Origin of the sequence: Blautia faecis (genome assembly GCF_027662325.1) — a bacterium.
In the GTDB taxonomy this organism is placed as follows: domain Bacteria; phylum Bacillota; class Clostridia; order Lachnospirales; family Lachnospiraceae; genus Blautia_A; species Blautia_A faecis.
The window spans coordinates 77,568-95,975 of record NZ_JAQDKY010000012.1; the positions used below are offsets into that span (position 1 = coordinate 77,568).

Genomic DNA, 18,408 nt, shown 5'->3' on the forward strand with positions numbered 1-18,408 from the left:
TTTCGTAATTTGCACTTTATTTTGCGACAGGTATAATAATCGTCAGGCTGAACATGTGATTTTCCGCTGTAATATCCATACTTCCATTATATTTTTCCACACATTTTCGCACACTTTTCAACCCATATCCGTGACCATCATGTGCATTTTTTGTAGTCACAGGAAGCCCTTCTGAAAAGTTTATTTTCTCGTTTTCCATATAATTCTGTATCTGAATAAGGAGCAGATTTCCCTTGGTCCAAATAGATGTGGAAATCACTTTTTTCTCTTCGTCAGAAACCATAAGTACACTCTCAATTGCGTTGTCAATTACATTTCCAAGAATAGTATATAAATCCACAGCAGATATAAAATCCATTTTCTTCCCGTCTGCCACACAGGTTAATTCTATGTTATTTTTCATGCATACCAGTCTTTTCTGGGACAGCAAAGTATCCAGAACTTTACTTCCGGTTTCCACTTGGGAATCATAAGACTGGATAGTTTTACACACCTGATCATAGTATGCTTTTTGCTGTTCTTCATCTGAGAAAAGCTTCAGTGGCTCCAGCTGTTTTTTTAGATCATGGCAGATCAGATTGATCCGCTCCACATCATCCTGTCTCAGCCGGAACAATTCCTTTTGTTTCAGCCGAACCTGTTTTTCCAGATCCTGCTCTCTCTGTTTATTCAATTTATTTTTGTAATCCATCTGTTCCCATAATACAAACAGACAACAAATCAGATCGTATGCTTTACATAGGTAATAGAGATTATTTTCTTCTGCATTAAACATGGTATCCGATGCAATACTAAGCCCCAGAGCGAGCATGATAATAAGGAAAAACGACATCATAGAGAAACGAATATCCACATCATAATGTCCATTTTCAGGTAATTTTCTTCCGATAAACCAGTACAGCAAAAGTGCAATGCACACTGCACACACAATATATGCCGGTGCATAAACCGGTATTCCATGAACTGGTCGAAACAAAATCAGATATACACAATAGCTGATATGCTGTACTGCATAGGCACATGTAACGCTATACAAAGCCTCTTTCCAGGAAATTTCGTATGCAAAATAACTGCTGAATACAAACAAGGTAAACTGCATGATGTATGTAAAAAGCCCATGAGAAAAGGGCGCAGAACAACATACGGATATCAGAAAGCCAAGGACAATTCGCCATGCAAAGTGTTTTCTTTTCTGAATGCCAATTGAAAATAACAGTATGATTGGGAACACGTTGATTGAAAAAAATGCATGTCCTATGTATATGGGAATTTGGGATAAAATTTCTGATACCATCAGCGCAGCCCTCCTTTGTAATAATCAAGTAATGCCTGTTTTACCTCTTTTTTCTTCGATCGGCTGACTTTTAATTCTGTTTTATCATTCAAGGTTATAATATCCTTTTGAAAATCTGTGACGTATTTCATGTTAATGCAAAAGGAACTGCTGCAGCATATAAAATGATAGTCTGCCAATTTTGCCGCAAATTCTTTCAGGGTAGAAAGAAGCTGATATTCTTCATCTACCGTAAAAATATGCAGCCAGTGATCACGAATCTCCACATAAACAATCTCATCGGAGGACACTTTTTTCATCCCGTCTTTGTATTCCAACAGAATATTAACAGACTCCTGGCCTTTCACAGACTTCAGGGCTTTTTCCAGTTTCATAGAAAAAGAAAAATATTTTATAGGCTTCAGGACAAAGTCCAAGGCACCCACTTCGTAACCATTGATTGCATATTGCGCCATGTTGGTTATAAATATAATCAGCACTCTTTGATCCCTTTTTCGGATTTCTCTGGCAGCATCCATACCATTCATTTTTGGCATTTCAATGTCCAGTAAAAGAACATCATATATGGGTTCGTATTTAAATACCAATTCATTTCCATCTTGAAAAAAAGACGCCTGGATATCTATATTTGTTTCTTTTTTGTAACGCTCAATATATTCGGAAATTGTCTTCTGGAATGAGGGATCATCCTCTGCTATTCCAATTCTGAACATCCTATTGTTCTCCTTTTCCCTGATATAAGTAATTCTAAAAACAGCAATATTCACTCAAACTGCTTCAGATATTCCCCCACCGACCGTGTCATTTCTTTTGAAAAATCGGAATTATATTTTCTTTTGCAGAAGGCTTTGCACCAGTCTTCGAAGGTGGAATTTTTGTATTGGTGACTCAACATTTCGCGAAGTTCAGTGTCGTCCATACTGCGGTAGGTATTCTCATGGACAATATGTTCCTGTGCACATCTCTGGGGTTTAGGGCGATTCTTTTGCTGCTGGGTGGGCCAGCCAAATACCAGCATAACAGCTGGAAAAACATAATCAGGCAGGTTCAGAAGTCTTCTTTGTTTCTCATAATTTTCCATAATATCACCAATGTAGCAGGAACCGATACCAAAGCTCTCCGCTGCCACAACTGCATTTTGTGCGGCAATTGCCGTGTCTGTCACCGCAAGCATAAGGTCTCCTATACCTGGTTTTCTTGGCTCACAGCCAGCTTCCAGATATGCATCATACCACTTCTTGCAGTCAGCACAGAATACCAGTACCATAGGTGCTTTCGCAATAAATGGCTGGTAGTCGCAGGTCTCAGATAAAGCCTTTTTCAATTCTTCATCTGTAATGTCCAAAATAGTATAAAGTTGCTGACAACCTGCTGTAGGCGCCTGGGCTGCGGCTTCAAGGATGACCTTCTTCATCTCCTGCGGAATGGACTTTTCTTCGTATACGCGCATGGATTTTCTATTATATAAACTTTTTATAATTTCATTCATTTTAAATTTCTCCCTTTTCCTCTAAACAGCTATCATCGAATGACATAACCGTATAAAAATTATCTTTCTTCGATTTTTCTTACAAAAAAACAGATATTCCCAATAATAATACCGAGAAATATCTGTTTTTTCAAGTCAATATGGAGTCCACAATTTAAGCAGTCTGTGCGCTGTCTTTCATCATCCTGTAATAGCAAGGGATCAGAAGTGCACACGCACCGAACTAAGCCAGTGGACTGGCAATACAGACAGCCGTATAGCCATTCTTCAAAAAAAAAACGATTCGGGTATTGTCATTTCTGATACAGATATTGACATTTTTTTAAGAAGTATTACAAAGTAATTTCCTGATCACGTAAAAAAGCCCTCGGATGCCAGAAACATTCGAGGACTTCTTCTTTTATTTTTATATTTAAACTTGTTGGGTTTGGTTAAATTGCTAACAAATTCTTAATTGCTTCCATATACACTTCCACAGCCTCTTCCATCTCGGAAACAAGAATGAACTCATCTGCACCGTGAATACGATAATCCACACCCAGCTTTTCCGGACCAAATGCAATAATATTTTTCAGAGATTTGGCATAGGTACCACCGCCAATTACCATTGGTTTGTTCTCCGTGTCGCCAGTCACATCCACATAAGCCTTGTACAGGGCATTTACCAGCGGAGATTCTCTTGGGAAGAACAACGGATTACCGATTTCCCCCACTTCAATACGGCCATTTTCATCTTCCAGATTACCCTCTATACGATTCAGAATATCATCCTTTTTGAAGGTTACAGGTACACGGATGTCGATGGTACAGGAGATCACACCATTCTCTGTTTTTACGATTCCATTGCAGAAGGTCAGCTCACCAAACTCATCGGAAATTTTAAGGCCAACACCGGAGCCATCACAGGCAGTTCCAATGTGCTGATTATAAAATTTAACAAAATCGTCTTCAAAGCCTGCCTTTGCAAGACATTCCATGGTAACACCTGCTGCGTTGATACCAAGTGTCGGGGTGCTGGCATGAGCCGGTACGCCTTTTGCATAAATGGTAATCTGGTTTTCGGCTTCCGTAACTTTATATTCCTGCAGTTTTGTTTCGGAAAGCATCTGCTCCAGTTTCTCCTTAAGACCAGCTTCCGCCGGAATCACAGTGGTACAGTTATCGCATACTGCATTAGAAACAAAGCCACCATTCATGGAGATAATTCTGGTATTTTTGGAATATGCCATCATGGACATATAGCCTTTTTCACCATGAATACATGGGAAATTTGCATCAGGTGTAAAGCCGCAGGATAACTCTTCCTCTACCTCATTATAATGTGCCATACATTTGGAACCGGTCTCCTCATTGCATCCCATGATCAGACGGACTCTTTTGTTCAGTTTCACACCGGAATCCTTTAGAAGTTTCATCGCATAGAGAGCTTCAATTACAGGTCCTTTGTCATCTGTAGTTCCACGTCCGTATACATGGTCGCCATCTCGTGTCAGCTTAAATGGATCGTAGGTCCAGTCACCACCTACAGGTACAATATCAAGATGACCTGCAATACCTACGATTTCCTCGCCTTCTCCCATTTCGGCGTAACCACAGTAATTATCAAGATTTACGGTTTTAAAACCAAGCTCTCTGGCAATTTCAAGCCCGATCTCAAGTGCCTCTGCCGGTCCTTCTCCGAAAGGTTTCCCCTCTGACGGGGTGCCAAGCTGGGAATCAACGGCAACCAGCTTTCCAAGATTTTCAAGCATTTCCTCAGATAATGCATGGATCTGTTCTCTTGTATTCATAGATGTTATATTTCCTCCAAATTCTATTTTATCTGTGCAGAGCATTTCCACCAATTGTAATGACTCTCCCGGGTAACGTCTTTTCACAGCTGCTCCAACAGCTGCTTCTCCACATTTTCAAAGCCAATTCTCTCAATAGTCTCCGCAAAACGTTCTCCCTTTATTCCATTGTCACGGAAGAAAAGAATGGCCTTTTCAATTACATCCAGGGCTTCTTCTTTGGATGTAAAAATCCGGCCAAGGGCTTTTCCCTGAGATACTTTTTTACCCCAGCGTCCACCTATGTATATCTTATAGCCATAAGCGCCGTCCTCAATGGTATGGAACGGACATTTTCCAACACAGCGGCCGCAGTTTTTACATATGTTTTTGTCAATCTGAATCTTCCCATCAACCACCTTTGCCACTTTGTTTGGACAGGCAGCCTCAATGGCACATTTCTTGCAGCCTTTACATACATCTGCATTGACGTTTGGAATTCTCTGTCCAATAATTCCTACATCATTCAGGTCTGGTTTCACACAGTTGTTTGGACAGCCCCCCACAGCAATCTTAAATTTATGTGGAAGTGCAACCTCCCTGTAACCTTCATAAAAACGTCTGTAAATTTCTTCTGATACTGCGTAGGAATCCAGAAGTCCATACTGACAGGTGGTTCCTTTGCAGGACACTACAGGACGTACCTTAGCCCCTGTTCCACCTGTTACCAGGCCTTCTTTCGCTATAAATTTCTGAAATTCTTCAATCTTGTCATAAGGAATTCCTGGGATTTCCACAGAGAGTCTGGTGGTATACAAAAGCTCACCGTTTCCGAATTTTTCTGCTGCATCTGCCATACAGCGATGCTGTGCTGCAGTTACTTTTCCATTTGTCGTGAGAACTCTTGCAGAAAACAGATCGGTTCCTCTGTTATTCAGAAAGCCCATTCCTTTTACTCTTTTTTCATCCTCCGGGCTGATTGTTAATGCTGACATTTTTGATACCTCATTTCCTGTTACTATTCACTGATAATTTTTTCATCTGTGAATTCTATTATAGCACCTGAATTGGTGTTTGAAAAACGTTTTTCTCTGTGGTATTCTATAAGCATATAAATAATACAAACCGGAGGGATAATTTCTATGTTAATTTGTGATTATATTGTAGAATCTATTGACGGCGACTACGCCCATCTGCGCAGGACAGATCTTCCCGAGGAAGAACTGAAGCTGGTAGCAAGAGCGCTTCTGCCATTTGACATTACAGAAGGATGCAGATTACATTATGAAATGATGCAGTATACCATAGTTGACTGATATACTGCATAGTAATTCATTCGATTGTAAAACAACATTCAGGCATTTTCCAGCTCCGCATTAATCGTATCTTCACTGGCTGCCATTGCCTGCAGTGTCATGGTCAGCAATTTTTCCAGTTCCCAGCCAAGCTGCTGCGCACCGCGCTCAATTACTTCGCGGGAGCAGCCTGCTGCGAAGCCTTTACTCTTGTACTTTTTCTTCAGGGATTTCAGTTCCATATCCTTAGTGCTCTTGGACGGACGCATTAATGCTGCTGCCCAGATCAATCCGGTAAGTTCATCTGCTGCAAAAAGCACTTTTTCCATCTCCTGTTCCGGTGCTACATCGATTGTTACACCGCAGCCTACGGTTATTCCATATCCGTGAGATATCACACTGTGTATCACATCTTCGCCTACCCCTGCCTCGCGAAGCATTTCCGGTGCTTTCAGGCAATGCTCTTCCGGATAAAGCTCGAAATCAATGTCGTGAAGAAGCCCTACGATTCCCCAGTATTCAGCATCCTCTCCATATCCCAGTTCGTTTGCATACCATTTCATGACCGCTTCCACAGTCAGTGCATGCTGGATATGAAATGGATCCTTGTTGTATTTTTTTAATAATGAAAAAGCATCGTCTCTTGTGATTGTTTCCATTGTTGTCACTCCTCGTATGTCTTTCTATACTCTGCTTACCACATAAGCATGTTCATGATTTGGAATAAAAGAAAAACCTTGCAAATACTATACATCGTTCTTTATTTATATACAACCATTTTGAGGAAAGTGATAATTTTAATTCCCTGATAACAATTTTTTCCAGGGTTCGTATTCTTTCATATAAGCAAACTCTTCTGCGTTTCTGAAGCCTTCCAGCAATTCTTTTTTCATTTCTTCCGTATATGGATTTTCAACTTCCTGGAATTTCATATGTTTGTATAATTGGGATTCCTGAAAATCACATATGGTATCCACATTGTTCAGCAATTGCTTTGCAACCTGGAAAGTACCCTCCACATTGTTCTCTGCGGTCACAACATTCAACATTGCTGCACATTCATTGTATTTTCCCATATCAAATCCTGAAGCTAATGTACACATTTTCTCTGCCAGAAACCTTGCGTATCCATGATCTTTTTCCTCAAGAGCCTTAGTAATCATGATTCCAAAAGCCAAATTCAAGGTGGTATACTCTGAAAAAACAGCCTTTTCCAGCATCTCAAATGCCTCTTCTTTTTTTCCCCTGCTTCATATATAATTGTCCCTGCTTCACCTTTTTCATGGGATCATAATCGGAAAAATAGTTTAAATATTTTTCTGCCATTTCATAATTCTTTTTTCGCAAATAAAAGCCAAACAGGGAATCAGCTGCATAGTGCTGAATTTTTTCATCTTTATCACTCAGCGCCATTTCGTACCAGGAATTGATCTGCTCATCGTACCTATCCGGATTCTCGCACATGCCAATGATCCGGCGCGAATCAAGCATTACCGCAATTTGCCAGATCAGCAAATTGCAGTTTGAATATTCTTTTATGGTATTTACAGCCCACTGATAAGTCTTCTCAAAGCCTTCCTCAGAAAACATTTTGTCCATTTTGTGGATCATCTCTTCGATTTCAAGGTCAGTCAGATTTTCGCGAAAAGACAACAGGGTATCAAGGGAAATATGCAGTAATCTTGCAATAGGAGCTAACAATTCAATATCAGGATTGGAGTTCCCCGTCTCCCTTAATTAAAGATATTGTTGGGTAAAAAAGAAAGGTCAGTCGATTTTGCCGATGAAGCGGTAGTAGATTTCTACTTCCTGCTCACGGCTTCCGTCCTCGCCCTTGACAGCTTCGTGGACGGTTATTTTTTCAATTAGAGTGTTCAGAAGTTCGGCGGTCAGCTCCACAGGGTTGACATACTGTTTCATCAGGGCAATCCACTTTTCAGCATCCGCTGCGGTCTGTACGGCGGCTTCCATCGTTTCGTGAAGCTGTCTTATTTTTGTTTCAAGCTCCTTTTGCTCGTTCTGGTACTTCTCGGACAGCATATTGAAGTTATACTCGGTTATGCGTCCGGCAGACCAGTCCTCATACATTTTAGCAAACAGCCCGTCAACCTCGGCTTTACGCTTCTCTGCCTTTTTCAGCTCCGCAGCCTGCTTTTTCTTCGCAGAGTTTCTTTCCCTGTCGCTGGCATTGAGCAGGCGTTTCAGCAGCTTGTCCTCGTCTTTCTGTGCCAGCATAGACCAGTATTGCAGTCTTGCAAGCACATAGGCATACAGTACATCATAGCGGATATAGTGCATGGAACACTGGCGTAATCCCTGCCCGTTCTTGCTGCAATGGTAGTACCCGTATGGGTTCTTATTCTGCTTGTTTTCCCCATAGGCTAAAGACCATCCGCAGTCTGCACATTTTATCAATCCTGCGAAAATCTGTGTCGTACCGTTTCTGCGTTTCCTGCGTCTGCTTGCAATCAGCTCCTGAACTTTTTGGAACACTTCTTCAGAAATGATGGCTTCGTGGGTATTTTCCACACGATACCATTCTTCCTGCGGCTTCCGCACCTTTTTCTTGTTCTTGAATGAAATGTTGCTCTGCTTGTTGTGAATGCTGTGACCGATGTAGGTTTCCTCTTTCAAAATGCTCTTGACCTGTGCTATCGTCCACGCATAGGCTTTTTCTGCGGGCGCACCGGCGTAGATATTGGCGAAAGTCCCGTATCTTTCATAGTTCAGCCAGCCGGGGGTAGGTACTTTTTCCTCCACCAGAATCCGTGTAATGCTGGCGGCTCCACGCCCGTGTACAGCAAGGTCAAAAATCTTCTCTACAATCCAGCGTGTTTCCGGGTCGATCAGAAGATGACCTTTTTTGTCCGGGTCTTTTACATAGCCCAGCGGTGCATAGGCTCCATAGTGTGCGCCATTGGCAAATCTTGTGTGCATGGCAGCCTTGACCTTTTTGCTGGTCTGTCGGGCGTGCATTTCATTCAGGATGTTTAAGAACGGTGCAAGCTCGCTTTCTCCGTTGATGGTGTCCACATTGTCATTGATGGCAATGTAGCGTACTCCCTTGCTGGGGAAATAGATTTCCGTGTACTGACCGGTCAGGATATAGTTTCTTCCCAGACGGGATAAGTCCTTTGTGACAACGCAGTTGATTTTCCCGTCTTCGATGTCATCAATCATCCTTTGGAAACTTGGACGCTCGAAATTTGTCCCACTCCATCCGTCGTCAATGTACTCGTCTACAACGGTCAGCCCATGCTCTGCGGCATACTGTCTAAGCATCATGCGCTGGGTCTGGATACTGCCGCTTTCCCCCTGTAATTCATCGTCACGGCTCAATCTCAAATATAGTGCAGTGTTATAAATCGTTGTATTGTATGGTTGTTTCACGGTTAAAAATCCTCCTTCTAAAAGAAACAACCCACGCTTATACAATACTCGCTGGTACAAGTATATCATAAGCGTGGGCTGATTGACAGTCGTTATTCCGTATTTTTTCAGGAAGCGGCGGCAGCGTGCTGGATCACATCTTCCAGCAGGCTGTCAAGCGGCTTCCCATCCTGTGCGAAATGCTCCGATACCTTGATACGGACTTTCCCCATGACAAAATACTGGGTGCCGTCTTTTTCGGTAAGCAGGGTGCCGCTGTTTTTGTTATTGCTCTCGTTTTTGCTTTTTGCCATAGGCAGTTACCTCCATAAATGAAATATGCCCGACAAGGGAATGTCAGACAGGTGTACAGCCGCAGACTGTCTCCGTGTCAACCAAACCGTGTCAACCGGCAGAAAAGACTTTGAAAACAATCCATAGGCGCTCTATTATTACTTTTTACTTTTTCTTTGATTTCTTGGTTGACATGGTTGACAAAGGAGAGAAATGCCCCAAATATCAGGCTTTTCCCCGTCAACCGGCTGTCAACCAAAGCGTCAACCAAACTGTCAACCGGTGGCTTTTCAGAATGGAAGTTCCATTTGCCGGGCTTCTTCTTCCGTGATTTCCTGAAAACCGTCCCCCTCCGGCGGAGCTTGGTTGACACGCTCCCAGCCTTTTTGAGAACCGTATTTCTTATACCGCTTCGGGCTTTTGTAGGCTACCCAGCCCTGTATGATGCCGCCCGCAATGCCGGTATTCATAATCTCGCAGATTGCCCGTGTCTCCCAGTCTGCCGGGGAATTTAAGTTCCCCAGCGCTTCCTCATAAAGCTGCTTGGAACATACCCTGTCGCCGGTGTAGTCCTCCAAATAGGCGTAGATCATGCCGGCCTGTGTGTCTTCCTGCATAAAGTCCTGCTGGTGGGCGTTCAGGTATCGGTTCATTTCCATGCTGAATGACAGCTTATACTTCCCACTGCGATAAACCGTCATGGCTTCCGCCCACATCTGTTCGATATACGCCCTCGCCGCCGCTTCATCGTCCAGTATGTGAACCTCCGCCCGTTCCGGGTACACCGTCACGGGGAGAAAGCGCCGGTTGCCGGTGCGGTCACGGGGCAAAAAGTCCTGCCGGTTGGTCGTCCCTCCAAATACACATTGCCGCAGCCGGTCTGCCGGATGTGTCTCATACGGCACTTTGTAGGTTTCTTTCTGGCGGCTTAAGAATGACTTGATTTCCTCAATACTCTTGGCGTTGGCTGTGGCAATCATCTCCGACATCTCGATAATCCAATGCCCTTGCAGCTTGCGGTACACATTTTCATCGTCCAGCTTTTTCAAATCGTCTGAAAACCATTCGTCCCTGCCTGCCAGCAGCCGGAAAAAGGTAGATTTCCCGGCTCCCTGACCACCAACCAGACAGAGCATGACCTCAAACTTGCTCCCCGGTCTGAATACCCGCCGGATGGCTCCCATCAGGAACAGTTTCAAGGCTTCATAGGTGTATTCGTCCGTATCGGCTCCCAGAAAGTGATGCAGGGCGTAACGGATGCGCTCTGTGCCGTCCCATTGCAGGCTGTTCAGGTAATCCCTGACTGGATGGTAGCGGTTTTCATTGGCAACAATCTTGATGGCGCTCTGCACCTTTTTCTCGCTGGTAAGCCCGTAATTTTCTTCCAGATACAAAAGCAGGTAGTTCATGTCCATGTCGGTCAGCGTGGTACTGGTGCGCTCCCAGCCCAGCGGCTTCACAATGTCAATCTGCTCCGTCAAAAGGTTCAGGCGCAGCGCCCCGCGAAACAGAGGGTCACGCTGGAACACCGTCAGGCAGTTTCGGATGCTGTTCTTCACGCCGCCTTTCTGCGTCCCCTCTAATGTTTCCCGGATTTCTGCCGGTGTCTGCGCCGGTTCCATTGTGTCCATCGTCCTTTTGACCGCTTCCTGCGTTTCCGGCGGCAAGCTCTGAAATTCGCTGTTCAAGCCGCAACACCTCCTTTCCCTGTGCGGCGATCAATGCCGCTTTTTCTTCTATTTCTCCGTATAACAAAATATCCAAAAGGTATTCTGTGTAGCTTATCCTCTGCAACGCTTCCACAAAAAGAGGATGCCAGATGGCATCCTGCGGCTGTGGGGCGTGTGCTGTTTTCCAATGCTCCAGCAGGCGCAGATAATCGCATAGCACCCGGAAACAATACCGTTCCGTTTCCTGAAATCTCTGCTCCGCTGATTTTTGTCGGGGCTGTGACCTGTTGTGACGCTTCCTATCTGGCGGCGCATTGCCGGATTTCTCATAGGAAACGCCGAAGTCCTCCGCAAGCCTGACCGCAGCTTCCCGTTTCCCCAATCCATGCAGCAAAGCGGCAAAGTCGATCACATCCCCGGAAGCCCCGCAGCCGAAGCAGTAAAAGCGGCTGTCCACTTTCATGCTGGGCGTGCGGTCATTGTGGAATGGACAGCAGACCATGCCGTTTCTCCCCACCCGGATTCCATAGAATGAAGCAGCCTGCCGGGTGGTAACAGACTGTTTCACCGCTTCAAATACATTCAAATGCTCCCTCCATAAAAATACTGGTAGCGGTAAAGCTGCCGGTTATATCATAGCTCCATCTCATGTTTCTTTCTCTGTACTGCCTGTGGCTGCTCCCTCCGGCGCAGTGCGGTATCTACGGCGTTCTGCACCTGCCGTAGCCGTATGACTTCCTCCCGGAGTGGCTTGTGCTGCGGAGACAGTTCGGCATACTCTGTTTTTAACTGTGCGTATTCCTGTTTCCATGCTTTCAGGGCAATGGGTTTTCCGTCCAGTTTTTCTTTCAAAATACGGCGGGCGGCATAAAACAGCCGTAACTCCGCATCGTGGGATGTTTCAAATTTCTCCCTCTGTTTCTTAAACTTGATATTGTTCAATTCCGTATGAACAGGTTTTAGCCGCTGGTAATTCTCGCCCTCCCGTATCAATTCCTGCAATTCCTTTATCCGGGCAGATTTCTTTTTCATGGAGTCGCTTAACGCTTCAAATTCTTCGTTGACAGAGGAAAGACGCTCCTGCAAATCCTCTAATGTGAGCAGCTTGTTTTCCGTCAGATAATTGACGGCTTCGGCAAACTGCTTTAAGTTTCCGGTTCTGGCTTTATTGCTCCATGCCCCTGCGTTGCGCTGGTTGTAATAAGCGATCAACAGGTCGGCAAGGCTCGGTGTCTGCGGTTTGGAAAGTTCTTCTTTTACCTCTGCCATCCAGACAAACAGGGCTTTGATCTTCTTCCTCACATCCTGCATGAGCCGGTTGGTGGCTTTAATCCAGCGGTTCAGTTCCCCTTTCTCGGTGCGGATGCCCTTTGCTTCCATCTGCCGGACATTAGCTCCCTCGTGGACAGTAGGTATCAGGTCAAGCCCCTGCCGCACATAGGAACGGTGGTCGATACGCACATCCAGCCCTTTTTCCTCAAATTTTGTATTAACGGCAGCCGCCCACTGCTCCCGCCAGTGTTCCAGCGTTTCCGGCTCATGCCAGTCTGTTGTATGGACAGCGTTAAACATATAATCGCCGTTTTTATCCCGGATTCGGTTTCCATCTTCATCAAGAAGATATTCCCGACGCTGTTTTTGTCCCCATGTGCCATCCGGGTTCAAAGGGCGCATGGTTGTCATCACATGAAAATGCGGGTTAGGGATGCCGCCGTCCTCTTTCTCCGGGCTGTGAAAAGCAAGGTCGGCAATCATGCCTTTTGTCACAAACTGCTCCTGTACGAACTTCCTCGCCAGCTCCATGTTTTCTTCCAGCGTCAATTCATTCTGCATGGCAATATCAAAGGAATAGGCAAGCTGTGCTTTTGGATGTTTCTCGCAGTTCTCCACAGCATTCCAGAGGGTCGCCCGGTCAAGATATATTTCCGGCGCATGGGGCGGCAGCATGATTTCCGAAGCGATCACGCCGCCCTTTTTGGTGTAGTCGCTGACTTCTCCATAGTAGCTGCTGTAAAGACGCTCCCCGGCTCGATAGGCTGCGCTGGCAATGGCGCTCTGACCGGCGCTGCGCTTGATCTGTGCGATTGAAAAATGATAAAGTGCTATCCTTAGTCACCGCCTTTCTCCTGCCCGGAAATACGGGCGTGGTTCTCTGTGGCAGACCGGATGAAATGCTCCGCCTGCGGCAGATTCAAAATGCTTTCCATGAGGGAATAAAATTCCGCTTCGGATAGCTCCTTTGTCTGTGGTGCAATGCTCTCAATAGCTGCCCCACGGGTAATCAGCCGGTGCGTCCTCTGTTTCCGGGAACCGCTTTCCAGATACGCCTGCCGGTTTTTCAAACGCTGCATTTTCCGTTTTTCCTGTTCCAGCAGGACAGTGGTTTTTTCATATTCCTGCTTCAACTGTTCCAAAGATTTTTCCATGTTCTCACATCCTTTGCTGATAAGATAAAGAAAGACCATCCGCAGACAGTCCGTGTGTCAGTGCTTCTATAAAACCCGATGAAAAGGGAAAACCGCAGAGCGGATTTCTCTTTGCGGCGGGTACACAGGGGATAGCCGCTTTAGCGGCGCAAGGGGGTGTAGCCACCTTGTCGGAGCGAAGCGAACGCAGACCTCGGATTGCTGATTTTATCAGCGGCAGAGGTAAGCTCCGCAGGACGCACGATACATGGTCTTTAGACTATGTATAGAAGTGCGCCCTTAGTTCCTAAGGGATTTTGCCGTTTCCGGCAGTCTTGTCCTTTTTCTTGGAACGCTTGGAAAGATACTTCGGGCAGTCAACCACAACCGCCCGGAAGCTCTGTTTACATTCGTGCTGGCATTTCCGGCACAGTTCGTTGTAAGTGATACGGCTGCGGTCATTTAAGAAGAAAGACCATTCCAACCGCCGCTTGTTACTCATTCTTGCCATAACCGGCTCCTTTCTCCGTTTCTATCTGATGTACGCAGATAGGCTGTTTTGATGTAGCGTCTCGGTATCATTTTTAAGTTTTTTTCCCTCTGTATGCCCCTTTGGAAAGTGCGGCAGTATTGCAAGTCAGGGAATGATACCTCACGCTTATTTGTCGCTTCCCGGTACGGTTTCGGAGCCTTTTGCCATCCATTCAAAGAAAGCAATTTTGCTGACCTTGATAAGTCTGCCCCTGCGGAACGCTGGAAAGCCGGGTGTGTGTACCAGCTCATAGGCGCTCGCTCTTGAAATTCCCATAATCCGCTGAATGTCCGCCACATCCAGAACCAGCGGTAAATCCTCGTAGCTGTTCAATCTCTTTTTATCGTTCATTCTGTTCCTCCCATAAATCAAATAGGTTAAAATGCTTCCTGTTGCCGTTCTCCCCAAAAGCCGTTTTCCTGCCCCATTCCTGCGGTGTTTCCCTGCATTGGTGCGCCGAATGCGTCACTTCTCCTGCCGGTCATATCCCTTTTGGACGGTCATTCACTTGTCAAGGTACTGTGCGGTACGAAATTACCAACCGCAATCATCATAGCGTACTATCCTTGACAAAACAATGATTCTGCGATACCATGAGTGTAACGGATATAACTGAATTATATAATTACCATAAACAAAGGCAGGGGATAGGGATGGAGAATCAGTTTATACGGCATGAGCCATGTTTTGAGAGGATTTTGTTTGTCCTGACGCTGGACAGGAAGAAAATGAAAGAGCGGATTTTGATTGGGGAAGAACAGCAGATCCGCTTCCGTCTGAACGGGAGCCAAAACGCAGAGGTGCTTTGTGATATGACACGCCCACTGGGAACTTTTTTGATAAACTTTGAGCGTGACACGGACAGAGACTGGAACTTATACGGGCTTTCTCCGCTGCGGCAAGCTCTCCACTCCAACCGATGGAAACAGCCGGAGCTGGAGCAGGCGGCAAGCGAATTTCTTTGGGAGAAATATCTTAGCAACGACCCTCTGAAAATGTATGTGGCGTTCCGTATCTGGAACAGCTATCTGCTTGCCAGAGAACCCCGTGACCGTAACGCTGCCTGTGACCGCTTCATGGATAAAATGAGCAGACTGACCGGGGTATTCCAAAACGAAACCATGAGCTTTGACAGGGAGACAGGAAAACCGAAACAATTTCAAGCTGGCAGCCTTTATTTCAAAGGCGCACCGTCAGAAGATACCCGGCTTGACCTCTGGTTCCCGGACAACCGGCGCACAGAAGAATGTGTGTCTGCCTATGCGTCCCTCTACCCGTTGATTACCTATTATCTGAACAGGCTGAATGACTGGGGGCTTTGCTTCCGGCGGTGCAAGGTCTGTGGAAAATATTTTCTGGCAAAGAGCCAGCGGTATGAGCTGTGCAGCGACAAGTGCCGAAAAGCACAGGCGCTTCAAAACAAGCGGGAATTTGACGAGAGGTCAAGAGAAAATAACTATGACCTGCTTTATAAAAATGAATGCCAGAACTGGCGCAACAAAATAAACCGGGTAAAAAATACCGCAGGCTTTCCGGCTGACCGTCTGGAAAAAATACAGGCTTCCTTTTCCGACTTTAAGAAAGAAGCCTTACAGAGAAAAAAGGCTGTAAAAACAGGAACGGCCAGCCCGAAAGAATTTACGGACTGGCTGTATCAGCAGAGTAATGTAATTGTTGAGCTGACCGAGATATGAAAAACTTTCTATCGTCAATTTCGCATTATTGCAATAACAGATTGCTTCTTCCATGAATGGTAATATTATCATCAAACTTTTGGAAGAACTATAAATGTCCGAGGTGCCTTTGATTTCGACAAAAAAACAGGCTGAATTGTTACAAAGCTCGGACATTTCAAAAATTTTTTGAGAAATGGCGAAAAAAGCGGGGCAGCACACGCCGCCCCGCCGATCCCATACGGTTATTCCATCGCCCGCATTTGTTCGATCAGGGATTGCTTTTTCTGTCTGCGGATTGTCCATACAGACAAGATCAGTTCCATTCCGAACAATACCAGAATGAACAGTCCCATTTCCAAAACCGGGAATTTGTAAGGCACTACATTTCCGGCAAAAGCTCCTATACTCATTTTTCTGCAAGCAAAGATGGAAGCCGGAAGCCCAACGATCAGCGTCGCCAATGTTGCAAAGAGCGCATAGCACAGCCCCTCACAGATGTTCATTTCACATAGCTGTTTTTGTGTTAGGCCGATAGAACGCAGAATACTGTTTTCCTGCTTTCGGGCTATCTGGTTAGAGAGTGTCGTGTTAATCAGGTTGATAACGCCAAAGAGAAATACCAGCCATGACAGTACCTCCATACTGCCAAACGCAAAAGAATTTGTCATTTCTTCATATTCAATCACTGTATTGATTTCATCTAAGGCAATATTACTATGGCTGGCAACAATATTTTTCAATTCAGCTCCCACATAGTCCGTTTTTTTAGGGTCATTTACAATGCTCCATGAATAGTCAAAAGAGGTGATTTCCGGGTGCAGTTCGTGGAACAACGCTTCTGGTGCAAAAAGAGTTGCCCCATCTAAGTGCATCCTGCCATGTCCTGAATATACCTTTGCAGGAGCGTATAACCCCGATATGGTAACAGAAACGGATGGCTGTTCTTCTCCCAAAGAGATCTCAACCGTTGAACCAACACCCATATCCTCATTCTGCTTTAGCACATTATAGTCAATTACAATACTACGGGAATCTGTTGGCATGGTTCCCTCTGTCAGAGCCGCTTCAACTACCGCATAATTCTGGTCGGTCAGCATATCGCACATACCACCAGCTTGATGAATCTCTGTTTTATAAGTTGCATGGAGAGATTGCCTGCTTGGAATTATATCTGTAACGCCATCAATAGATAAGATTTCCTGCTTTAATTCCTCATTCAATGGATTTCCCGCTGCCATAACCTTTTCTTCTGTCATTTCAGAATCCAAATAAATTTTATAGTCGCCGTCTGGGAAAAACTGTCTTGCAAGCGCCTCTGGTGAGCGCAGCAAAACAATGGAGGATACCACAAGCAGGATAATTCCGCCCAAACTCAATGAGGCTACAATAGCAACGGTCTTTTTTCGGTCACGCCTAAAATTTGCAATTCCCATTGAAACAGGATTGAGCTTGATATTCTTTTTCCGGCTGCGGATGTCCTTTTGCGCCGGGGTAAAATGGACGGCTTCAATGGGGGAAATCCCTGCCGCAATTTTCACCGGCTTACGGATGGAAACAGATACCATGATCCAACTGCTTATAAGCGTTAAAATAACCGTTGCCACATAGGAAACAGCGTTAAAACCCTTGGAAAACAGGAGGAAACCGCCGCATACGCCCAGCACTGTGCCAATCAGAATCCCGATACTGCCGAGTTTGCGTCCCTCGTTCTTTACAATCCGCTTGATTTGCTTTGGTGTCGCACCAATCGTCCGAAGCTGCCCGTAGCTTTGGATTTTGTCATTGATGGAGATACGGAAGATACTCTGGATCACAATATAGCCACCAATCAGAACAAGGGCAATCACACCTGCCATCAGTGCAAAATCAAAGGATTTAGAAGCATAGGCAAAATACTTACTGTTCATTTTGGGCATAGGAAGCTGATATTCCTCTGCAATCTCCCTGCAATAAGAGGTCATCAGCTCCTCACCCAACTGATCGCTGTTTTTGAAATGGGCATAGGCGCGATAGCCAGCCGGGTCAAACCCATTCCATTCTGTTAGGGCAGCTTTGGAAAGAATGATCGCGCAGGTATTCGCTTCCTTTTCATTTACACTGTTCATAATGCCGGTAACGACATAATCACCATGAAAACTCTCGGTGTCTAAGGTCACAGTGTCCCCGATCTTGGCATTGTTTCCATAGGTGGAAAGAAAGTATTTGCTTACGACAATTTCATTTGCTTTTTCAGGAACCCGGCCCTCTAATAACTCCATCTGCGCCTTGGTAATCTCCATCATTTGTGTGTCACAATACACATAGGACGCATGATAGCCCTGTTCTGAAAGTTCCTCACCGAGCATATAGTAGCCGCCTACACGCTCAAACTCCGGCAGTCCTTTCAGGGTTTCAATGTCGTTTTCCTCCACGCCCAGCCAGACCGCCTCATAAGTATCGACAACCTGATTGCGCTGCATTTGTGTCAGGGAGGTAGACACAATTCCCGTAAAGCAGATTAGAAACGCCGCCAGTGCAACGGCAATCACCACCATCAGATTCCGGCGCTTCTCGCTTTGCAAACTTTTCTTTGCCAGCTTCTTTGTAATGGCGCTGGTATCATTCTCAAAAGGCCA

Annotated in this window: 19 protein-coding genes; 2 read left to right on the forward strand and 17 right to left on the reverse strand. The window is 45.3% G+C overall.

Translation table 11 applies throughout. The features are described from left to right. Positions 1 to 16: 16 nt before the first annotated feature. From PGQ38_RS08055 to PGQ38_RS08075, 5 genes are all read right to left on the reverse strand, one after another. Positions 17 to 1,036, reverse strand: coding sequence for an ATP-binding protein (locus tag PGQ38_RS08055; RefSeq protein WP_270431245.1), 1,020 nt, complete (start codon positions 1,034 to 1,036; stop codon positions 17 to 19). A gap of 257 nt (positions 1,037 to 1,293) precedes the next feature. Then, the gene (locus PGQ38_RS08060) at positions 1,294 to 2,007 is read right to left on the reverse strand and encodes a LytR/AlgR family response regulator transcription factor (RefSeq protein WP_118582663.1); all 714 of its coding nucleotides are present in this window, start codon (positions 2,005 to 2,007) and stop codon (positions 1,294 to 1,296) included. A gap of 50 nt (positions 2,008 to 2,057) precedes the next feature. Then, positions 2,058 to 2,783: a nitroreductase family protein gene (locus PGQ38_RS08065; protein WP_173719359.1), complete on the reverse strand. Its 726-nt coding sequence runs from the start codon at positions 2,781 to 2,783 to the stop codon at positions 2,058 to 2,060. 431 nt (positions 2,784 to 3,214) lie between these two features. Continuing rightward, positions 3,215 to 4,573, reverse strand: a complete 1,359-nt coding sequence (locus PGQ38_RS08070) for a M20 family metallopeptidase (protein ID WP_270431261.1) — start codon at positions 4,571 to 4,573, stop codon at positions 3,215 to 3,217. A gap of 83 nt (positions 4,574 to 4,656) precedes the next feature. Beyond that, positions 4,657 to 5,547 carry a 4Fe-4S binding protein gene (locus tag PGQ38_RS08075; RefSeq protein ID WP_173717264.1) on the reverse strand — a complete coding sequence of 297 codons (891 nt, stop codon included), beginning with the start codon at positions 5,545 to 5,547 and terminating at the stop codon, positions 4,657 to 4,659. Positions 5,548 to 5,694: 147 nt separating this feature from the next. Here PGQ38_RS08075 and PGQ38_RS08080 point away from each other — a divergent pair, with 147 nt between their 5' ends. Continuing rightward, entirely contained in the window at positions 5,695 to 5,868 is a 174-nt protein-coding gene (locus tag PGQ38_RS08080) for a chorismate--pyruvate lyase (protein ID WP_118582657.1), read from the forward strand. A gap of 38 nt (positions 5,869 to 5,906) precedes the next feature. Here PGQ38_RS08080 and PGQ38_RS08085 read toward each other — a convergent pair whose 3' ends face one another. The 11 genes from PGQ38_RS08085 to PGQ38_RS08135 all read right to left on the reverse strand — a co-directional run bounded on the left by PGQ38_RS08085 (position 5,907) and on the right by PGQ38_RS08135 (position 14,468). Continuing rightward, a complete protein-coding gene (locus PGQ38_RS08085; RefSeq protein ID WP_173717265.1) occupies positions 5,907 to 6,506 on the reverse strand; it encodes an HDIG domain-containing metalloprotein in 600 nt (199 codons plus the stop codon). Between the two features lie 138 nt (positions 6,507 to 6,644). Continuing rightward, positions 6,645 to 7,067, reverse strand: coding sequence for a hypothetical protein (locus tag PGQ38_RS08090; protein ID WP_173717266.1), 423 nt, complete (start codon positions 7,065 to 7,067; stop codon positions 6,645 to 6,647). Position 7,068: 1 nt separating this feature from the next. Then, positions 7,069 to 7,446, reverse strand: coding sequence for a hypothetical protein (locus tag PGQ38_RS08095; protein WP_270431249.1), 378 nt, complete (start codon positions 7,444 to 7,446; stop codon positions 7,069 to 7,071). A 168-nt stretch (positions 7,447 to 7,614) separates the two neighbouring features. Further along, positions 7,615 to 9,237: a recombinase family protein gene (locus PGQ38_RS08100; protein ID WP_008791695.1), complete on the reverse strand. Its 1,623-nt coding sequence runs from the start codon at positions 9,235 to 9,237 to the stop codon at positions 7,615 to 7,617. Between the two features lie 107 nt (positions 9,238 to 9,344). Next, a complete protein-coding gene (locus PGQ38_RS08105) occupies positions 9,345 to 9,530 on the reverse strand; it encodes a hypothetical protein (RefSeq protein WP_004849804.1) in 186 nt (61 codons plus the stop codon). Between the two features lie 270 nt (positions 9,531 to 9,800). Then, entirely contained in the window at positions 9,801 to 11,141 is a 1,341-nt protein-coding gene (locus tag PGQ38_RS08110) for a virulence-associated E family protein (RefSeq protein ID WP_009321442.1), read from the reverse strand. After that, the gene (locus PGQ38_RS08115; protein ID WP_014079457.1) at positions 11,026 to 11,766 is read right to left on the reverse strand and encodes a CHC2 zinc finger domain-containing protein; all 741 of its coding nucleotides are present in this window, start codon (positions 11,764 to 11,766) and stop codon (positions 11,026 to 11,028) included. The genes PGQ38_RS08110 and PGQ38_RS08115 overlap by 116 nt, the downstream gene beginning before the upstream one ends. 47 nt (positions 11,767 to 11,813) lie before the next feature. After that, the gene (mobQ, locus tag PGQ38_RS08120) at positions 11,814 to 13,286 is read right to left on the reverse strand and encodes a MobQ family relaxase (RefSeq protein WP_074104019.1); all 1,473 of its coding nucleotides are present in this window, start codon (positions 13,284 to 13,286) and stop codon (positions 11,814 to 11,816) included. A 2-nt stretch (positions 13,287 to 13,288) separates the two neighbouring features. Continuing rightward, positions 13,289 to 13,606, reverse strand: a complete 318-nt coding sequence (locus tag PGQ38_RS08125; RefSeq protein ID WP_008816380.1) for a DUF3847 domain-containing protein — start codon at positions 13,604 to 13,606, stop codon at positions 13,289 to 13,291. A gap of 286 nt (positions 13,607 to 13,892) precedes the next feature. Then, a complete protein-coding gene (locus PGQ38_RS08130) occupies positions 13,893 to 14,096 on the reverse strand; it encodes a hypothetical protein (protein WP_004614949.1) in 204 nt (67 codons plus the stop codon). A gap of 147 nt (positions 14,097 to 14,243) precedes the next feature. Then, complete coding sequence (locus PGQ38_RS08135; RefSeq protein WP_005362423.1) at positions 14,244 to 14,468, reverse strand: helix-turn-helix domain-containing protein; 225 nt, start codon at positions 14,466 to 14,468, stop codon at positions 14,244 to 14,246. Between the two features lie 302 nt (positions 14,469 to 14,770). On the opposite strand from PGQ38_RS08135, the gene PGQ38_RS08140 reads away from it, so the two are divergent. Further along, a complete protein-coding gene (locus PGQ38_RS08140) occupies positions 14,771 to 15,811 on the forward strand; it encodes a DUF6076 domain-containing protein (protein WP_008816376.1) in 1,041 nt (346 codons plus the stop codon). Between the two features lie 224 nt (positions 15,812 to 16,035). Here PGQ38_RS08140 and PGQ38_RS08145 read toward each other — a convergent pair. Beyond that, positions 16,036 to 18,408: ABC transporter permease (locus tag PGQ38_RS08145; RefSeq protein WP_270431252.1), on the reverse strand; the 2,373-nt coding region annotated here is incomplete at its 5' end.